This is a genomic window from Streptomyces sp. NPDC031340, assembly GCF_055569945.1.
The window spans coordinates 31,180-47,671 of record NZ_JBVIIE010000039.1 but is presented as its reverse complement, the minus strand read 5'-3'; the positions used below and the strand labels follow the sequence as shown (position 1 = coordinate 47,671).

The window sequence follows — 16,492 nt, the reverse complement described above, 5'->3', positions numbered from 1 at the left end:
CAGTTGAGACCCGAGGAGCCACCATGCTGTCCGAACAGTCCGCCGCCACCGTCCGCGCCACCCTTCCCGCCGTGGGCGCGCACCTCGACGAGATCACCGAGCGCTTCTACGCCGGCATGTTCGCCGCCCGGCCCGAACTGCTGCGCGACCTCTTCAACCGCGGCAACCAGGCGGCCGGCACCCAGCGCCAGGCGCTGGCCGGTTCCATCGCCGCCTTCGCGACGCACCTGCTGGACCACCCGGACCACCGGCCGGACGCGATGCTGTCCCGCATCGCCCACAAGCACGCCTCGCTCGGCGTCACGCCGGACCAGTACGCGATCGTCCACGAGCACCTGTTCGCCGCCATCGCCGGCGTCCTCGGCGAGGCCGTCACGCCCGAGGTGGCCGCCGCCTGGGACGAGGTCTACTGGCTGATGGCGAACGCGCTCGTGGCGATCGAGAAGCGGCTGTACGAGGAGGCCGGCGACCCCGGCTGGCGGCAGTGGCAGGTCGTCGAGCGCGCGACCGAGACCGCCGACGTCGTCACCCTCCGGCTGCGCCCGGTGGACGGCGGTCCGGTGCCCGGCTTCCGGGCCGGCCAGTACGTCTCGGTACGCGTCGAGCTGCCGGACGGCGCCCACCAGATACGCCAGTACAGCCTCACCGGGGCGCCCGGCTCGACGGAGCGGCAGATCAGCGTCAAGCGGGTGAACGGGGACGGCTCGGCGCCCGACGGCGAGGTCTCCCACCACCTTCACACGCACGCGCGTGCGGGCAGCGTCCTGGAGCTGTCCGCCCCCTACGGCGACCTGGTCCTGGACGACGCCGCCGACGCGCCCCTGCTGCTGGCGTCCGCCGGTATCGGCGTGACCCCGATCGTGGCGATGCTGGCCCAGCTCGCGGAGACCGGCCACCGCGCCCCGGTCACCGTCGTGCACGGCGACCGCTCCCCCGCCGACCACGCCCTGCGCGCCGACCACCTCGCCTACGCGGGCAAGCTCCCGGAGGCGTCGGTCCACTTCTGGTACGAGGCGGACGCCGGCGAGGCCGGCCGCACCGGCCTGGTCGACCTCGCGGGCGTGGACGTGCCCGCCGGCACGCGCGCGTACCTGTGCGGCCCGCTGCCCTTCATGCGCGCGGTGCGGACCCAGCTGATCGAGAAGGGCGTGGCGCCGGCCGACATCCACTACGAGGTGTTCGGGCCGGACCTGTGGCTGGCGCAGGAGGGCCAGGCGTAGCGGGGACATTCGGCGGTTCAGGGAGCCGCCCTGCCGATCTGCAGCAGCATCGGGCCGGCGGGGGCGGCGACCATGTCCGCGATGGTGAGCGGGTCCAGCGAGGCGAAGAACGCCTCCTGGGCCCGCCGCAGTGCGCCGCGCAGCCGGCAGTCGGAGCTCAGCGGGCAGGGCGTGGCGCCCTCGCACTCGACGACCTCGGTGACGCCCTCGAAGCTGCGCATCACACCCCCCACGGACGCCGTGCGGCCCTTCTCGGTGAGCGTGAGCCCGCCGCCCCGGCCGCGGCGGGCGTCGACCAGGCCCATGTGCTGCAATTCGGCCACGACCTTCGCGACGTGCGTGTAAGGAGCCGACACCGCGGACGCGACGTCCCGGGTGGTGGGGATCGCGGCGGCATCCGCCACGGCCAGCTGCATGAGCACACGCAGAGCCAGGTCGGTGGATCGCAACAGCCGCATGGCAGCAGGGTAGATAATACGCATCGGCGATACAACTTTTCCGGGGATCCGCTCGGCCGCGTATCGATCCGGACTTTCCCCGGCGCCGTCTGCCCGCCGCCGGGTGCGCCCATTACGATCAGCCGGACCGGACCGGCCCCCTTTCCCCAGAAGGACACACCTCATGGGCTCCGCCAAGAAGACCACCAGCGCGGCACGCAAGGCGCGCATAGAGGAGATGCGGCGCGCGGAACGGGCTCGCGAGCGCCGGAACCGGATGCTCGTCGTCGTGGCCGGCGTGGTGGCCGTGGCCGGTCTCGTCGTCGGCGGGGTCTTCATCGTGCGCTCGCATTCGGACGGCTCCGACAAAGCGTCGTCCGACGGGAAGGGCTCGGGCGACTCGGGCCACTTCGTGACCGGCAAGGACGGCGTGCGCACCTGGTCGGGCAAGCTCTCCCGGACGCACGTCGGCACGTCGGTGGCCTACCCGATGCACCCGCCGGTGGGCGGCAATCACAACCCGGTGTGGCTCAACTGCAACGGCAACGTCTACACCGAGCCGGTGCAGGACGTGAACGCCGTGCACTCGCTGGAGCACGGCGCGGTGTGGGTGACGTACACCGACAAGGCGGCCAAGAGCGACGTCGCCGCGCTCGCGGCCAAGGTGAAGAAGACGCCGTACACCCTGATGAGCCCGTACCGGAAGCAGGCGGCGCCGCTGATGCTCTCGGCGTGGGGCCACCAGCTCACCGTGAAGAGCGCCGACGACCCGGCGGTGGACAAGTTCTTCGCCACCTACGTGCAGGGCAAGCAGACGCCGGAGCCGGGTGCCTCGTGCACCGGCGGGAGGATGAAGTGAGGCGACACGTCGGCTGGATCGCGGGGACCGCCGCGGCGGCGCTCGTCGCGGCCGGCGCGATCACGTACGCGGTCGCGGAGGACGACGGCGGGAGCAGGGTGCCGGCCGCCGGCTCCGCGGACGCCGGTTTCGCGCGGGACATGGCGGTCCATCACCAGCAGGCCGTGGAGATGTCGTACATCGTGCGCGACCGCACCAAGGACACGGAGGTGCGGCGGCTCGCCTACGACATCGCGCAGACGCAGGCCAACCAGCGCGGCATGCTGCTGGGCTGGCTGGACCTGTGGGGGCTGCCGAAGGTGTCGGCCGACCCGCCGATGACGTGGATGGGCATGGGCGACATGACCTCCGGCTCCGGCGGGGACGGCGCGCTGATGCCGGGCATGGCGACCGACGCCGAGATGAAGAAGCTCGGCACGCTCAACGGCAAACAGGCCGAGGTCTACTACCTTCAGCTGATGACGGACCATCACAAGGGCGGCGTCCACATGGCCGAGGGCTGCGCGGCCAAGTGCACGGTCGGCGTGGAGAAGCGGCTGGCCCAGGGCATGGTCGAGGCGCAGGAGTCGGAGATCGCCCTCATGGCGGACATGCTCAAGGAACGGGGCGCCGAGCCCAGGCCGTAGGGGGCGGGGCCCCACGCGGACGGGAGCCCTCGGCCGGCGAAGGTGTTCGCCGGCCGCGGGCCGGACGCGGCGGATCCGGTCGTCGTGTGCCGGGTCCGTTCAACGGGCCGACGTGCTGCCGGACGGCGGGTCCTGACGCGCCTTCCCCGGGCCCCCGGGCGCCGCTTTCTCCAGGTCGTCGACGCTGCCGGACATGATCGTGCGGATGTGTTCGGTGATGTGCTCGAGCGGCCAGTCCCACCATGCCAGGGCGAGGAGGCGGTCGATGTCGGCGTCGCTGTGGCGGCGGCGGATGAGGCGGGCTGGGTTGCCGCCGACGATGCCGTAGTCGGGGACGTCGTCGACGACGACGGAGCAGGAGGCGATGATCGCTCCGTGGCCGATGCGGACGCCGGGCATCACCGTGGCCCGGTAACCGAGCCAGACGTCATGGCCCACCACGGTGTCCCCCCGTCCGGGCAGGCCGGTGACGAGGTCGAAGTGGTCGGCCCAGGAACCGCCCATGATCGGGAAAGGGAACGTCGAAGGGCCGTCCATGCGGTGGTTGGCGCCGTTCATGATGAAGCGCACGCCCTCGCCCAGCGCGCAGTACTTCCCGATGACGAGCTTCTCCGGCCCGTAGTGGTACAGCACGTTGCGCGTCTCGAAGGCGGTCGGATCATCGGGATCGTCGTAGTAGGAGAACTCTCCGACCTCGATCAGCGGCGAGGTGATCAGCGGCTTCAGCAGAGCCACCCGCGGCTGTCCGGGCATCGGGTGCACCACGGTCGGGTCGGCGGGGATGAGCGGTGTCATGAACTGCTGCCTTTCTGAGGGGACGTCTGCGGATCCGCCAGGACATCGGCCCGATCCGTTCCCCCGGTCACGCCACTAGTGCGACATCTGATGCTTTAAGATGCTGACACGGCGCGTCCCCCCGAGCAAACGGATTACCAGCGATGACTCCTACAGATCCCGAGCCGGAAGGCCCCCGGCCGCCGACCCGACGCCGCCCCGGAGGCCGCACCGCCCGCATTCGCCGGCAGGTGCTCGACGCGGTCCTCGCGGAGCTCGGCGAACACGGCTACGACGGACTCAGCACGGACGCCGTCGCGGCCCGCGCCGGCGTGCACCGGACAACGGTGTACCGGCGCTGGAGGGACGTCGGCGGCCTGCTCGCCGACGTCCACGACGCGGCGGGCGACGACGACTGGCAGCCACCGGAAACCGGCTCACTGGAAGGCGACCTGGCAGCGCTGAACCAGGAGATCCAGACCGCCCTGACCGCACAGCCGCCGGTCATGACAGCGCTCATCGCCGCCTCGTTCCGCTCCGAGCAGGCCGCCCACGCCCAGCAGCGGCTCTGGGAGGACCGGTACGCCCGCTGCGAGGTCATCGTCAGCCGGGCTGTCCGGCGCGGCGAACTCCCACCGCACACCGACGCCCGGCGACTGCTCATCGCCGCCACCGCACCGCTGTACCACCAGCTGGTACTCCTGCGTATGACACCCGATCCGCGGCTTCCCGGCCGTGCGGCCAGAACCGCCACCCTCGCCGCGGCTGCCGGCGCCTTCGCCGAACCCCCGTCAGCGGCCGACGCCTGAGCGCGCTTTCACCGATCCGTGGGGGGCTCCGTCGCCTTCACGGACGGAGCCCGAGTGGCTCTCATTCCCGCTCAGCCGTCGGACGGGCGTGGTTGCCGGCGAGCAGGACCGCCAGGCCGTCGAGGACGCGTTCCAGGGCGAAGGCGAAGCGGTCGTCCATGGACGGGGCGGTGAGGTCGCCGGCCAGGGCGACGAGGTTGGGGAAGGCCGCTTCCGGCAGTCCGCGCAGCCGGTCGGCCGCCGCCCGGGCGACTTCGGAACGGCTGGCGCCCTCGGTCTCGGACGCGGAGATGGGTGACTGCTCCTGGAGCACGAAGCCCTGGACGAAGGCGCCGAGGAGGTAGTTGGCCAGGGCGGCGTCGGCGTCGGAGAACCCGGCTCCGCGCAGCCGGTCCAGTTGGTCCTCCATGAGACGCAGCAGGTTCGGGCCCAGCGCGAGCCGTCCCGCGACGACCTTGGCGGAGTCGCGTTTGCCGAGCAGGTGCCGCCGGTAGCGCAGCGAGTACTCGCGCAGCTGCTCCCGCCAGTCGCCCTGCCTGGGCGGCGGCTCGGCATCGGCCATCAACTCGTCGGCGAGCAGGTCCAGCAGTTGTTCCTTGTTGCGGACGTGCCAGTACAGGGAGGCCGCCTTCACTCCCAGCTCGGCGGCGACCTTGCGCATCGACAACCCGCCGACGCCATCACGTTCCAGCACTCGCAGGGCCGCCGCGAGGAGCGTGTGGCGGGTCAGTCCTGGCTGTGGTCCTGGCTGTGCGGCGCCCTCGGCCGCAGCGCCGTCTCGCGCCACCGGTCACCTCCGTCGAATGAACCGGTTTGCAATCTAACACCGTTAGGGGCAGGCTGTCGGTCGCTGAATGACTGACTAACACCGTTAGGGAATGTGATGGAGGAGTTGACCTCCCGGCGCAAGGGGCTGGTGCTGGCCGCCCTGTGCGCCACGATGTTCATGGCGATGCTCGACAACGTCATCGTCAACAACGCCCTGCCGCGCATCGGGCAACAGCTGCACGCCGGTGTCAGCGGGCTGCAGTGGGTGGTCGAGGGCTACAGCCTGGTCTACGCCGCCCTCCTGCTCACCGGCGGCACACTGGGCGACCGCTACGGCCGCAAGCGCATCTTCCTCACCGGACTGGCGCTGTTCACGGCCGGATCAGCGGCGGCGGCGCTGGCCGGGGCGATCGGCCCGTTGATCGCCGCCCGGATGCTGCAGGGACTCGGCGCGGCGCTGCTCACGCCGGGCAGCCTGTCGATCCTGCGGCACGTCTTCACCGACGAGAGGGAGCGGGCCCGGGCTGTCGGGCTCTGGTCCGGTGTCTCCGCCCTGGGCCTGACGATCGGTCCGGTGCTGGGCGGGCCGATGGTGGACGCGTTCGGCTGGGCGAGCGTGTTCTGGATCAACGTCCCGGTCGGAGCGGCCGGGCTGCTGCTCGCCGCCCGGGTGCTCCCGGAGTTCGCGGGCCGGGCCAGGCGCTTGGACCTTCCCGGCCAGTCGCTGTCGGTGCTCGGCTTCGGCGCCCTGGTCTACGCGCTCGTCGAGGGGCCGGCCCGCGGCTGGACCGACATCCGTGTGCCGGCCCTCGCGGCGGTGGCGGCGGTGGCCCTGCTCGCCTTCGTCGCGGTCGAGCTCCGCACCACCGATCCCATGCTCGACCTGCGCTTCTTCCGGGACCCGGTGCTCAGCGGAGCCGCCGTGACCGGATTCATGATCAGCTTCGGGATGTTCGGCGCGTCGTTCTTCCTGCCGTTGCTCATGCAGGACGTGATGGGCTGGACGGCGTCGGGCGCGGGCCTGGCGGGGCTGCCCATGACCGCGATGATCGCCGTCGCCGCGCCGCTGTCCGCCACGGTCACCACGCGCCGCGGCCCGCGGATTCCGCTGGTGACCGGCCTGACGTTGTGCGCGACGGCGCTCGGCGGCCTCTCGCTCTACGGTGAGCACGCCCGCTACCCGGAGTATCTGTGGGTGTTGCTCGCCATGGGAACCGGGATGGGGATGACCTTCACACCGGTGTCCGTCATGGTCATGAAACGCGTTCCGCTCGACCGGGCCGGCATGGCCTCCGCGACCCTCAACATGCTGCGCGAGATCGGCGGCGTCGTCGGCGTCGCCGTCCTGGGAGCCGTCCTCAGCAGCCGGCTGGCCGCCACGCTGACCGGATCGCTCGACCGGATCGGCGTACCCGCCGAAGCCCGCCGCTCCATCGCGGCCTCGGTCGTCGGCACGGGTGCGGACCGGACCCGGGTGCCGCCCGCACCCGTCCAGGAAGCCGTGGACGCCGCCTTCGTCGAAGGGCTTCATCTGGCGCTGCGCTGCGGCAGCGTGGCCCTGGCCGCGGCGGCGGTGCTCGTGGCCGTCCTCCTGCGCTCGGTGTCGAGCCGGGGCGCCGCCCCCGTCGGCGAACGTAAATTCAGCACAGCGCCGCAGCATGTGCACCAGGAAGAGGGCTGAACGGCCGCCACTTCCGGGCGGTTCAGCGGGCGTAAGCCTCAAATCGCCCATAGATGCCGTCTCTTGGGCTCTTCTTGGGCTGCGCATTCCCCTGGCATGAACGGTTCATCGAGAGAGTGACCCCTACCGTTTGATCCATTTCCGCGCCTCCGCCGCGGCCCGGATCTACGCGGATCACACGGCGACCGACCACACGTGCGAAGAACCGCATCGCAGGGGGTTCTATGAGATCAAACCGCGCCAAGATGCGCGCCGGAGTGAGCCTGGCAGCGACACTGCCGATGCTCGCCGGCGCGCTGGCGCTCGGCATACCCGCGGCTCACGCCGCGGACCACCCGGGCCGGGACGCGCTCGTGGGCACCAAGCCCGCGTGGGCCACCGCCAAGGCCGACAAGGGCGCCGCCTCCGACGGCGCCCAGGTCACCGCCCGGGTCTATCTGGCGGGCCGGGACGCCTCCGGCCTCGCCGCCTACGCGAAGGCCGTCTCCGACCCCGAGTCGGCGAAGTACGGCCACTACCTGAGCGCCCGTAAGGCGCAGGCCCGCTTCGGCGCGACCAAGGCCCAGGTGGCCGCGGTCAAGTCGTGGCTGAGGTCCGCGGGTCTGAAGGTCACCGGCGTCACGCGGCACTACGTCACCGTCACCGGTGACGTCGCCGCCGCCGAGAAGGCCTTCGGCACCCAGCTGCACAACTACGTCAAGGGTTCCCGGACCTACCGCGCGCCCGCGAAGACGGCCTCGGTGCCGGAAAGCCTGAACGGCGCCGTCCTGACGGTCACCGGCCTGGACAACGCCCCGCACAAGGCCACTCACGACGACCAACTGCCCCCGCCGGACTCGGTGTTCAAGAACTCGGGGCCGTTCTCGTCGTACTACGGCTCGAACGTCGCCACCGGTCTGCCGGATGCGTACGGCCAGAAGATCCCGTACGCCGTCAAGGGTTACACGGGCAAGCAACTGCGCGCCGCCTACGGCGCGGGCAGCCGCACGGGCAAGGGCGTGCGCGTCGCCATCACGGACGCCTACGCCTCGCCGACCATCGCCTACGACGCGGCCACCTACGCGCAGAAGCACGGCGACGCGGCCTACACCACCGACCAGTTGAAGCAGGTGCTGCCCAAGAGGTACACCAAGACCCAGGAGTGCGGCGCGGCCGGCTGGTACGGCGAGGAGACCCTCGACGTCGAGGCCGTGCACGCGGTCGCGCCGGGCGCGCAGATCACCTACGTGGGCGCCGCGTCCTGCTACGACGACGACCTGCTCGACTCGCTCGGCAAGATCGTCGACAACCACCTGGCCGACATCGTCTCCAACTCCTGGGGCGACATCGAGGCCAACCAGACGCCGGACCTCGCCGCGGCCTACGACCAGGTCTTCCAGTTCGGCGCGGTCGAGGGCATCGGCTTCTACTTCTCCTCCGGCGACAACGGCGACGAGGTCGACAACACCGGTGTGAAGCAGGTCGACACCCCGGCCAACTCGGCGTGGGTGACGGCGGTCGGCGGCACCTCGCTGGCCGTCGGCAAGGGCGACAAGTACCTGTGGGAGACCGGCTGGGGCACCGAGAAGGCCGTGCTGTCGGACGACGGCGCGAGCTGGGTGAACTTCCCCGGCGCGTTCACCTCGGGTGCGGGCGGCGGCACCAGCAGGACGGTCGCCGAGCCCTACTACCAGAAGGGCGTCGTGCCGGACGCGCTCGCCAAGGCCAACAGCGCCGACGGCAACCGCGTCGTCCCGGACATCGCGGCGATCGCGGACCCGAACACCGGCTTCAAGGTCGGCCAGACGCAGACCTTCCCGGACGGGACCGAGCAGTACAGCGAGTACCGCATCGGCGGCACCTCGCTCGCCGCTCCGGTCATCGCGGCCGTCCAGGCGCTCGCCCAGGAGGCCCGCGGCGGCAAGGCGATCGGCTTCGCCAACCCGGCGATCTACGCCAAGTACGGCACGAAGGCGTACCACGACGTGACCGACGACCCGACGGGCTCCGGCCTGGCGGTGGCCCGCGTCGACTTCGCCAACGGCTACGACGCGGCGGACGGTCTGATCACCTCGGTCCGCAGCCTCGGCAAGGACAGCTCGCTGTCCGCGGTGAAGGGCTACGACGACGTCACCGGCGTGGGCACCCCCGCGAACGGCTACGTGGAGTCCTACCGACACCGCTGAGGTCCGTCCCCCGCGGTTCCCGGCCCTGTCGGTGAATACCGGGGCCGAACCTGACGTCGGCCTTCACGACCGGTTGTGGTCGTGAAGGCCGACGTGCGTTCGCTCCGGGCTCCGGGACGGCGCGTCGCCGCCCCTTCCGTGATCCGGAGCGATGCGGTGCGATGCGGCCGGCCGGCGCGACCGTGGAAGATGAAGCCGTGACCGGGGACGCGATCGAGATCGTTCTGAGCAAGCAGGACCTTCGTGAGGTGACCGCGTTCGCCGCGGCGTGTGCGGAGGTGGTGCTGGAGTTGTTCGAGGCCGATCGGCCGGGCGACTCACGCCCTCGTGAAGCTGTCGGTGCCGCGTGGGAGTTCGCGCGGGGCGGTGAACGCGGGAGACTGCTGCGCGACACGGCGTCGGCGGCCCTCAAAGCGGCCAAGGAAGCGGACACCGCGGCTGCCCGCGAGGCAGCGTGGGCGGCGATGTCCGCGGCGGGCGCCGCCTACCTGCATCCACTGGCCAAGGCCACTCAGGTCAAGCACATTCTCGGGGCCGGCGCCTACGCGGCCAGAGCGGCCGAACTCGCCGCGGGCGACGACCGGAGCGTCGGTGCCGAAAGCCTCGAGCGGACGGTGCGTCGTGCGACGCCGGTCGTCGTCGACGTGCTCAGACGCTTCCCGGCGGCGCCGAGTGGCGGCGGACGGGTCGGTGAGCTGATCCGCGTGCTGGACGCCGAACTGCGTTCGCTCACCCTCGCTGAGTGACCATCGAGCCGGGGCCGCCCCGCTATCGCGTCTGTCTGACGATTACACTGGGCGCGTGTCTCCGTCTCCGTTGAACTTCTGGTCGATCTATCAGCACGGCTTCGCGCGGGTCGCCGCCTGCACGGGCCACACCGTGATCGCCGACCCGCCCGCCAACGCCGAGGCGGTGCTGCGGCAGGCGCGCCGGTGTGCCGAGGAGGGGGTCGCCGTCGCGGTCTTCCCGGAGATGGTGCTGTGCGGCTACTCGATCGAGGACCTGCTGCTCCAGGACGCGCTGCTGGACGGCGTCGAGGCGGCCCTGGCGAGCGTGGTGGCCGGTTCGGCCGAGCTGCTGCCGGTGCTGGTCGTCGGCGCCCCGCTGCGGCACCGCAACCGGATCTACAACTGCGCCGTGGTCGTGCACCGCGGGCGGATCCTCGGTGTCGTGCCGAAGTCGTACCCGCCCAACTACCGTGAGTTCTACGAGCGTCGGCAGCTCGCCGGGGGCGACGACGAGCGCGGCGGGACGATCCGGGTCGGCGGCGAGGCCGTGCCGTTCGGGGTGGACCTGCTCTTCGAGGCGGCGGACGTGCCCGGGCTGGTGCTGCACGCCGAGGTGTGCGAGGACATGTGGGTGCCGGTGCCGCCGAGCGCGGAGGCCGCGCTGGCCGGCGCGACCGTCCTGGCCAACCTGTCCGGCAGCCCCATCACGGTCGGGCGGGCCGAGGACCGCAGGCTGCTGTGCCGTTCGGCGTCCTCCCGCTGCCTCGCCGCGTACGTCTACGCGGCGGCCGGCCTGGGCGAGTCGACCACCGACCTGTCCTGGGACGGGCAGGCCATGATCTACGAGAACGGGGTGCTGCTCGACGAGTCCGACCGGTTCCCGCTCGCCGACCAGTACGCCGTCGCCGACGTCGACCTCGACCTGCTGCGGCAGGAGCGGCAGCGGATGGGCACCTTCGACGACAACCGGCGCACGCACGCCGCGCGCACCGGCGACTTCCGCACCGTGACGTTCACCCTCGAACCGCCGCTCACCGACCGCGGGCTGCGGCGGCGGGTGGAGCGGTTCCCGTTCGTGCCGGCCGACCCCGACCGTCTCGCCCTGGACTGCTACGAGGCGTACAACATCCAGGTCGCGGGCCTCCAGCAGCGGCTGGCCGCGATCGGCGGGCCGAAGGTGGTCATCGGGGTGTCCGGCGGCCTCGACTCCACGCACGCGCTGATCGTCGCCGCCCGCGCGATGGACCGCGCGGGGCGCCCGCGCAGCGACATCCTCGCCTTCACCCTGCCCGGGTTCGCCACCAGCGACCACACCAAGGACAACGCCCACAAGCTGATGAACTCGCTCGGCGTCACCGCGGCCGAGCTGGACATCACGCCGACGGCACGGCTGATGCTGGAGGAGATGGGCCACCCGTTCGCCTCCGGCGAGCCGGTGTACGACGTCACCTTCGAGAACGTGCAGGCCGGGCTGCGCACCGACTACCTGTTCCGGCTCGCCAACCAGCGCGGCGGCATCGTCCTCGGGACCGGTGACCTGTCGGAGCTGGCGCTCGGCTGGTCCACGTACGGCGTGGGCGACCAGATGAGCCACTACAACGTCAACGGCGGGGTGCCGAAGACGCTGATCCAGCACCTCATCCGGTGGGTCATCAGCAGCGGCCAGTTCGGCGAGGAGACCGGCGCCACGCTCGCCGCGATCCTCGACACCGAGATCAGCCCGGAGCTGGTCCCCGGCGAGGAGATGCAGTCGACGGAGTCGAAGATCGGCCCGTACGCGCTGCACGACTTCACGCTCTTCCACGTGCTGCGCTACGGCTTCCGGCCGTCGAAGATCGCCTTCCTGGCCTGGCACGCCTGGCACGACCCGGAGGCCGGCGCCTGGCCGCCGAACTTCCCCGAGGCCAAGCGGGTGGCCTACGACCTCCCGGAGATCCGGCGCTGGCTGGAGGTGTTCTGCCGCCGCTTCTTCGCGTTCGCCCAGTTCAAGCGCTCGGCCATGCCGAACGGGCCGAAGGTCTCGGCGGGCGGCTCGCTCTCCCCGCGGGGCGACTGGCGCGCCCCGTCGGACGGCAACGCGCGCGCCTGGCTGCGGGACCTGGAACGGTTCGACGACCCTGCGGCCTGAGCGCGTCGACCCCGTCCTCCTGCCGGCCGGCGGGACCGCCGAGTCCGGTCCCGGCCGGCGGCCGGGGCGGCCGGATCAACAGGTGTGCCGGTAGGGGAGGTCCGGCAGGTAGGCCTTCCAGTCGGGGCCGGAGAGGCCCGAGCCCGTGCGCCCGCAGACGGCCGCGGCCAGGTGCCCGGGGTCCAGGTCGTACCGCTGGACCGGTGTGTACTCGCCGGCCGCGTACAGGGCCGTGTCGTCGGGGCCGAAGGCGAGGGCGAGCGGCTGGTCGCCCGGGGCCGGCAGCGCGGAGCCCAGGAGCCGCAGGGAGGCGACGTCCCAGAGCTGTACGGTGCCGGCCTCCCCGGCGACCGCCAGGGTGCCGCCGTCGTGGGAGAAGGCCAGCGCGGACACCGGGCCGACCGTGTCCGCCTCGGTCTCCGACGCGTTGGTGTCCAGCGCCCCGAGGCGCTTGCGGAGCGTGCCGTTCCAGACGGTGACGCGGCCCAACTCGTCGCCCGAGGCCAGCAACCCGCCGTCGGGGCTGAACGCCACGGCCTTGTTGCTGCCCTCGCCGAGGAGGCGCGGCTCGACCCGTCCCCGCGCCCGCAGTTCGGCCACCACGCCCTCCGCGGTGACCAGCCGGTCACCGGCGGAGTTCAGCACCGGGTCGACGCCGGTGGAGCCGGACTCGGTGACACCGGTCATGCGGGTGCCGTGCACGGAGCGCACCCGCTTGCGCCGCCTCAGGTCCCAGACCTCGGCGGACACCGGGTCCGTGGCCCGGTACACCACCAGGGTGCGGGCGTGGGAGTCCAGCGCCAGCCCGGCGAGGGCGTTCTCCCCGTCCGCGGGACGGATCCTGACGGTGGCGTACGTACGACGGCGGCGTACGTCCCACACGGTGACCGTCGCCTCGTCCGGGCCGCCGTCCCGCCCGCTCGCCTCCACGCCCGGCCCGTCCGCCGCCACGCCCGGCCCGTCCGCCGCCACGCCCGGCCCGTCCGCCGCCACGCCCGGCCCGCTCGCTTCCCCGCCCTGCCCGCTCGCTTCCCCGCCCTGCCCGCTCGCTTCCCCGCCCTGCCCGCTCGCTTCCCCGCCCCGGCCGTCCGCCTCCCCGCCCCGGCCGTAGGCGACGTACCGGCCGTCGGGGCTGAGCGCGGCGAGGTCGGAGCAGAACGACTCGGGAGTCTCCTCGGGGCACATGTCCGTTTCCGGGGCGAGGAGGACCCGTCCGCTGCGGGTGTCCACCGCCTCCAGCCGGGGCACGCCGCGCACCGTGCGGAAGCGGGCCAGCACCCGGCCGTCGGCGGAGAGACGCGCCCAGCGGGTCGGCTTCTGCTGGTCCCACCGGCCGGTCGTCGACCGGCCCAGGCTCAGCGACCGGACCACGGTCCCCAGCTCGTTGAGGTAGCGCACCGTTTCGGTCGGACCGTCGAAGGCGATGTCCCCGGCCTGCCCGGCCGGCAGCCGCTGCGTGAGCACGGGCGCGTCGGGGCCGGCCGACCGCCACAGCAGCAACGCCCTGCCGCTCATGGCCAGGACGAAGTCGCCGTGCGCGCTGAAACGCGCGTCGCTCACCGGGTCGGAGCCCAGGGCGGGCAGCGCGCGTCCGGTGCGCAGGTCCCACCGGCGGATTCCGTGATCGCCGGTGAGCGCGAGGGTCCGGCCGTCCGGCGAGACGGCGAGCACCCCCTCACCGCAGTGGCCGGGGCCCACCTTTGCCGCCCAGGACCCGGCGGACTTCCGCCGGTGTCCGACGTCCCACACCTCCAGGCCGCGCCGGTCCGTGCACAGCGCGAGCGTCCGGCCGTCGGGGCCGAGCGCGAAGGACTGGAGCGTCTCGTCGTCGTACTCCCCGACCCTGAGGAGCCTGCGGTGGCCGCGCAGGTCCCAGACCTGGACGGAGGGCTTCGCTTCGAAGGGGAGGGTCCGCACCACCAGGGTGTGCCCGTCCCGGCTGAAGGTCGGCGGGTCCAGCACGTCCGGTGCGGCCAGGGTCCCCGTCACCCGGGCGGTCCGGACGTCCCAGAGTTTGACCGCTTCGCTCGTCGCCACCGCGAGGGTCCGGCCGTCCGGGCTGACGGCGACCGAGGCGCCGCCGTCCATCAGGCGTCCGGGTCCCGGCACGGAGCGGGTGAGGCGGTGGGTGCGCAGGTCCCAGCTCCTGACCCGGTCCGCCGTGACCGACACCACCTGCCGACCGTCCGAGGTCAGCCGACGCACATCGTTGCCGGACCCGTCGTCGGGGCCCAGATCGGCGCCCGGCACCGGGAACACGTCCTCCTCGCGCTGCGCCATGGCCCCGATCAGCGCCGACCGGGTCTCCGTCGTGTCGGCCAGCCGCCACCCGGCCACGCTGAGTCGCATCGCGGTGACCGGGTCGGAGAACCGCATGCTGTCGGCGACCGCCGCGACACGGCGGGCCTCGGCCTCCACCCGGCGGCGGTCACCGGCCCGGTTCTGCTGCCAGGCGACCGCTCCGGCGACCAGGGCGAGGACGACCAGTGCCGCGAGGCTGCCGACGACCCCTCGCCGCCGGCGGCGTTCGCCCCGCCGCGCGGCCCGGCTCGCGGTCAGGAAGGCCCGCTCCAGCGAGGTGAGCGAGGTCTCGGTGAGCTGTTCCCGCGCGGTGCGGAGCCGGGTGCCGCGGTACAGGGCGCCCGGGTCGCGGCCGAGCTCGTCCCAGGTGCGTGCCGCCTCGCTCAACCGCCGGTGCACGCGCAGCCGTTCCCGCTCGCCGTCGATCCAGCCGGACAGCCGCGGCCACGCGGTGATCAGCGCCTCGTGCGCGAGGTCGACGGTGTCGTGGCCGAGGGTGATCAGCCGGGCGCGGGCCAGGTGGTCCAGTACCCGGCGGAGGTCCGCGGAGCCGCCCGGCCCGGCGAAGTCGAGTTCGTCGCGGTCCACCGGCCGGCGGGTGTCCGCCGCGCCGTCGCCGGGGGTGATCAGCCGCAGCAGGACGAGCCGGGCGAGTTCGGCGTCCTCGGGGCCGAGCCGGGCGTAGGCGTCCTCCGCGCTCTGGGCGATGGCGCCGTGGACTCCGCCGGCGGCCTCGTACGCCCGCACGGTCAGCGCCCGTCCCCGGCGCCGGCGCCAGGTCTCGTGCAGGGCGTGCGACAGCAGCGGCAGCCCGCCCGGCTCGTCGGCCACCTCGCGCACCAGCCGCGCGGTCAGTTCGCGTTCGACGATCAGCCCGGCCGTCTGCGCGGGCCGCACGACCGCCTCGCGCAGTTCGGCGGGGCTCATCGGACCGACCAGCAGCCCGGCCTCGGACAACGTGTCGGCGAGGACGCGGTGTTCGGCGCAGCGGCCGTAGAAGTCGGCGCGTACGGCGATGACGACCCGCAGCCCGCTGTCCGGGGCGCGGGCGGCGAGCAGCCCGTCGATGAACGCGGTGCGCTCCGCGGGGTCCTGGCAGAGGGTGAAGACCTCCTCGAACTGGTCCACGACGACGACGGTGTCCCCGCCGCCCGCGCCCCCGTCGGCCGGCCGCAGCGCCTGCGCGTACTCCCGCGTGGGCTGCCGCCCCGGGGTGAGGATCCGTACCTCCGCGATCCTCCTCCCGTCCCGCCCCGGCCGGCGGAGCGCCGGCACGAGCCCGGCCCGCAGCAGCGACGACTTCCCGCTGCCGGACGGCCCGAAGACCGCCGAGAACCGCCGGTCGGCCGTCAACCGCAGCAGCCTGCCGACCAGTTCGTCCCGTCCGAAGAACCGTTCGTGGTCGTCCGGCTCGAACCGGGCCAGCCCCTGGTACGGCGACCGCTTGTCACCGTCCGCCCGTTCCCGTACCGCGGACTCCTCGTCCGCCTCCCGCCACCGCCGCTCCCACTCCTCGGCCTCGCCGCCGCAGGCCCGCGCGTACGCCAGGGTGACCGCGAGCGACGGCAGTTGCTCACCGGCGGCGGCCTGGGAGAGGGCGGTCACCGAGTAGTGGGCCTGCCGGGCCATCTCCCGGTAGGTGATCCCGCCCGCCTCCTGCCGCAGCTTCCGTAACTCGTACGCGAGCCGCTGCACCGGCCCGGCGTTCGGATCCACCGGCCTCTCTTGACGCCCCACAGGCCCGATTCCCCCGTGCCCTCTGTCCTCTGCCCTCGCGGCACTCGCCGCCGTGCCCCCGTCGGACGGGCGTCCTCCCGCCCCGCCCCACGCTAGGAGCCCCGCCACTCCTTCCACAACCGCCGAACAAGCCCCTCCAGGGGATCTCCTTCCCGGCCGCACCGGATTGTTCAGTGTGGCGGCAGGGGCCTGCTGAACAACCCTGACCAGCGCTGAACTCGTCGTTGTCGGCCCGACACCGCGGCCGGCGAACAGGTTC

The 16,492-nt window shown here is 72.8% G+C and carries 12 protein-coding genes; 8 read left to right on the top strand and 4 right to left on the bottom strand.

From position 1 onward, the window contains the following. Nucleotides 1-23: 23 nt before the first annotated feature. Complete coding sequence (locus ACZ5GT_RS27380; RefSeq protein ID WP_469031572.1) at nucleotides 24-1,220, top strand: globin domain-containing protein; 1,197 nt, start codon at nucleotides 24-26, stop codon at nucleotides 1,218-1,220. A gap of 17 nt (nucleotides 1,221-1,237) precedes the next feature. Here ACZ5GT_RS27380 and ACZ5GT_RS27375 read toward each other — a convergent pair whose 3' ends face one another. Then, the gene (locus ACZ5GT_RS27375; protein WP_469031571.1) at nucleotides 1,238-1,678 is read right to left on the bottom strand and encodes an RrF2 family transcriptional regulator; all 441 of its coding nucleotides are present in this window, start codon (nucleotides 1,676-1,678) and stop codon (nucleotides 1,238-1,240) included. A gap of 163 nt (nucleotides 1,679-1,841) precedes the next feature. Between ACZ5GT_RS27375 and ACZ5GT_RS27370 the strand changes: the two genes are divergently transcribed. Further along, nucleotides 1,842-2,516: a DUF3105 domain-containing protein gene (locus tag ACZ5GT_RS27370; protein ID WP_469031570.1), complete on the top strand. Its 675-nt coding sequence runs from the start codon at nucleotides 1,842-1,844 to the stop codon at nucleotides 2,514-2,516. Further along, complete coding sequence (locus ACZ5GT_RS27365; RefSeq protein ID WP_469031569.1) at nucleotides 2,513-3,142, top strand: DUF305 domain-containing protein; 630 nt, start codon at nucleotides 2,513-2,515, stop codon at nucleotides 3,140-3,142. The genes ACZ5GT_RS27370 and ACZ5GT_RS27365 overlap by 4 nt, the downstream gene beginning before the upstream one ends. 99 nt (nucleotides 3,143-3,241) lie before the next feature. On the opposite strand, the gene ACZ5GT_RS27360 is transcribed toward ACZ5GT_RS27365, so the two are convergent. Continuing rightward, entirely contained in the window at nucleotides 3,242-3,937 is a 696-nt protein-coding gene (locus tag ACZ5GT_RS27360) for a CatB-related O-acetyltransferase (RefSeq protein WP_469031568.1), read from the bottom strand. A gap of 143 nt (nucleotides 3,938-4,080) precedes the next feature. Here ACZ5GT_RS27360 and ACZ5GT_RS27355 point away from each other — a divergent pair, with 143 nt between their 5' ends. Next, nucleotides 4,081-4,725, top strand: a complete 645-nt coding sequence (locus tag ACZ5GT_RS27355; RefSeq protein ID WP_469031567.1) for a TetR/AcrR family transcriptional regulator — start codon at nucleotides 4,081-4,083, stop codon at nucleotides 4,723-4,725. 61 nt (nucleotides 4,726-4,786) lie between these two features. On the opposite strand, the gene ACZ5GT_RS27350 is transcribed toward ACZ5GT_RS27355, so the two are convergent. After that, the gene (locus ACZ5GT_RS27350; protein ID WP_469031566.1) at nucleotides 4,787-5,512 is read right to left on the bottom strand and encodes a TetR/AcrR family transcriptional regulator; all 726 of its coding nucleotides are present in this window, start codon (nucleotides 5,510-5,512) and stop codon (nucleotides 4,787-4,789) included. A gap of 96 nt (nucleotides 5,513-5,608) precedes the next feature. Between ACZ5GT_RS27350 and ACZ5GT_RS27345 the strand changes: the two genes are divergently transcribed. From ACZ5GT_RS27345 to ACZ5GT_RS27330, 4 genes are all read left to right on the top strand, one after another. Continuing rightward, nucleotides 5,609-7,174, top strand: coding sequence for an MFS transporter (locus ACZ5GT_RS27345; protein ID WP_469031565.1), 1,566 nt, complete (start codon nucleotides 5,609-5,611; stop codon nucleotides 7,172-7,174). Between the two features lie 224 nt (nucleotides 7,175-7,398). Further along, a complete protein-coding gene (locus ACZ5GT_RS27340; protein ID WP_469031564.1) occupies nucleotides 7,399-9,339 on the top strand; it encodes a S53 family peptidase in 1,941 nt (646 codons plus the stop codon). Nucleotides 9,340-9,500: 161 nt separating this feature from the next. Then, on the top strand, nucleotides 9,501-10,085 hold the full coding sequence (locus tag ACZ5GT_RS27335; RefSeq protein ID WP_469031563.1) for a putative immunity protein: 585 nt from the start codon (nucleotides 9,501-9,503) through the stop codon (nucleotides 10,083-10,085). Nucleotides 10,086-10,155: 70 nt separating this feature from the next. Then, on the top strand, nucleotides 10,156-12,195 hold the full coding sequence (locus ACZ5GT_RS27330; protein ID WP_469031601.1) for an NAD(+) synthase: 2,040 nt from the start codon (nucleotides 10,156-10,158) through the stop codon (nucleotides 12,193-12,195). Nucleotides 12,196-12,270: 75 nt separating this feature from the next. Here the strand turns inward: ACZ5GT_RS27330 and ACZ5GT_RS27325 are convergent, their stop codons facing one another. Continuing rightward, the gene (locus ACZ5GT_RS27325; RefSeq protein ID WP_469031562.1) at nucleotides 12,271-16,212 is read right to left on the bottom strand and encodes an nSTAND1 domain-containing NTPase; all 3,942 of its coding nucleotides are present in this window, start codon (nucleotides 16,210-16,212) and stop codon (nucleotides 12,271-12,273) included. Nucleotides 16,213-16,492: the final 280 nt, after the last annotated feature.

Coding starts and splice junctions, on each gene's coding strand:
- ACZ5GT_RS27380 (WP_469031572.1), top strand. CDS start 24: ATGCTGTCCGAACAGTCCGCCGCCACCGTCCGCGCCACCCTTCCCGCC.
- ACZ5GT_RS27340 (WP_469031564.1), top strand. CDS start 7,399: ATGAGATCAAACCGCGCCAAGATGCGCGCCGGAGTGAGCCTGGCAGCG.
- ACZ5GT_RS27355 (WP_469031567.1), top strand. CDS start 4,081: ATGACTCCTACAGATCCCGAGCCGGAAGGCCCCCGGCCGCCGACCCGA.
- ACZ5GT_RS27345 (WP_469031565.1), top strand. CDS start 5,609: ATGGAGGAGTTGACCTCCCGGCGCAAGGGGCTGGTGCTGGCCGCCCTG.
- ACZ5GT_RS27375 (WP_469031571.1), bottom strand. CDS start 1,678: ATGCGGCTGTTGCGATCCACCGACCTGGCTCTGCGTGTGCTCATGCAG.
- ACZ5GT_RS27370 (WP_469031570.1), top strand. CDS start 1,842: ATGGGCTCCGCCAAGAAGACCACCAGCGCGGCACGCAAGGCGCGCATA.
- ACZ5GT_RS27335 (WP_469031563.1), top strand. CDS start 9,501: ATGCGGCCGGCCGGCGCGACCGTGGAAGATGAAGCCGTGACCGGGGAC.
- ACZ5GT_RS27360 (WP_469031568.1), bottom strand. CDS start 3,937: ATGACACCGCTCATCCCCGCCGACCCGACCGTGGTGCACCCGATGCCC.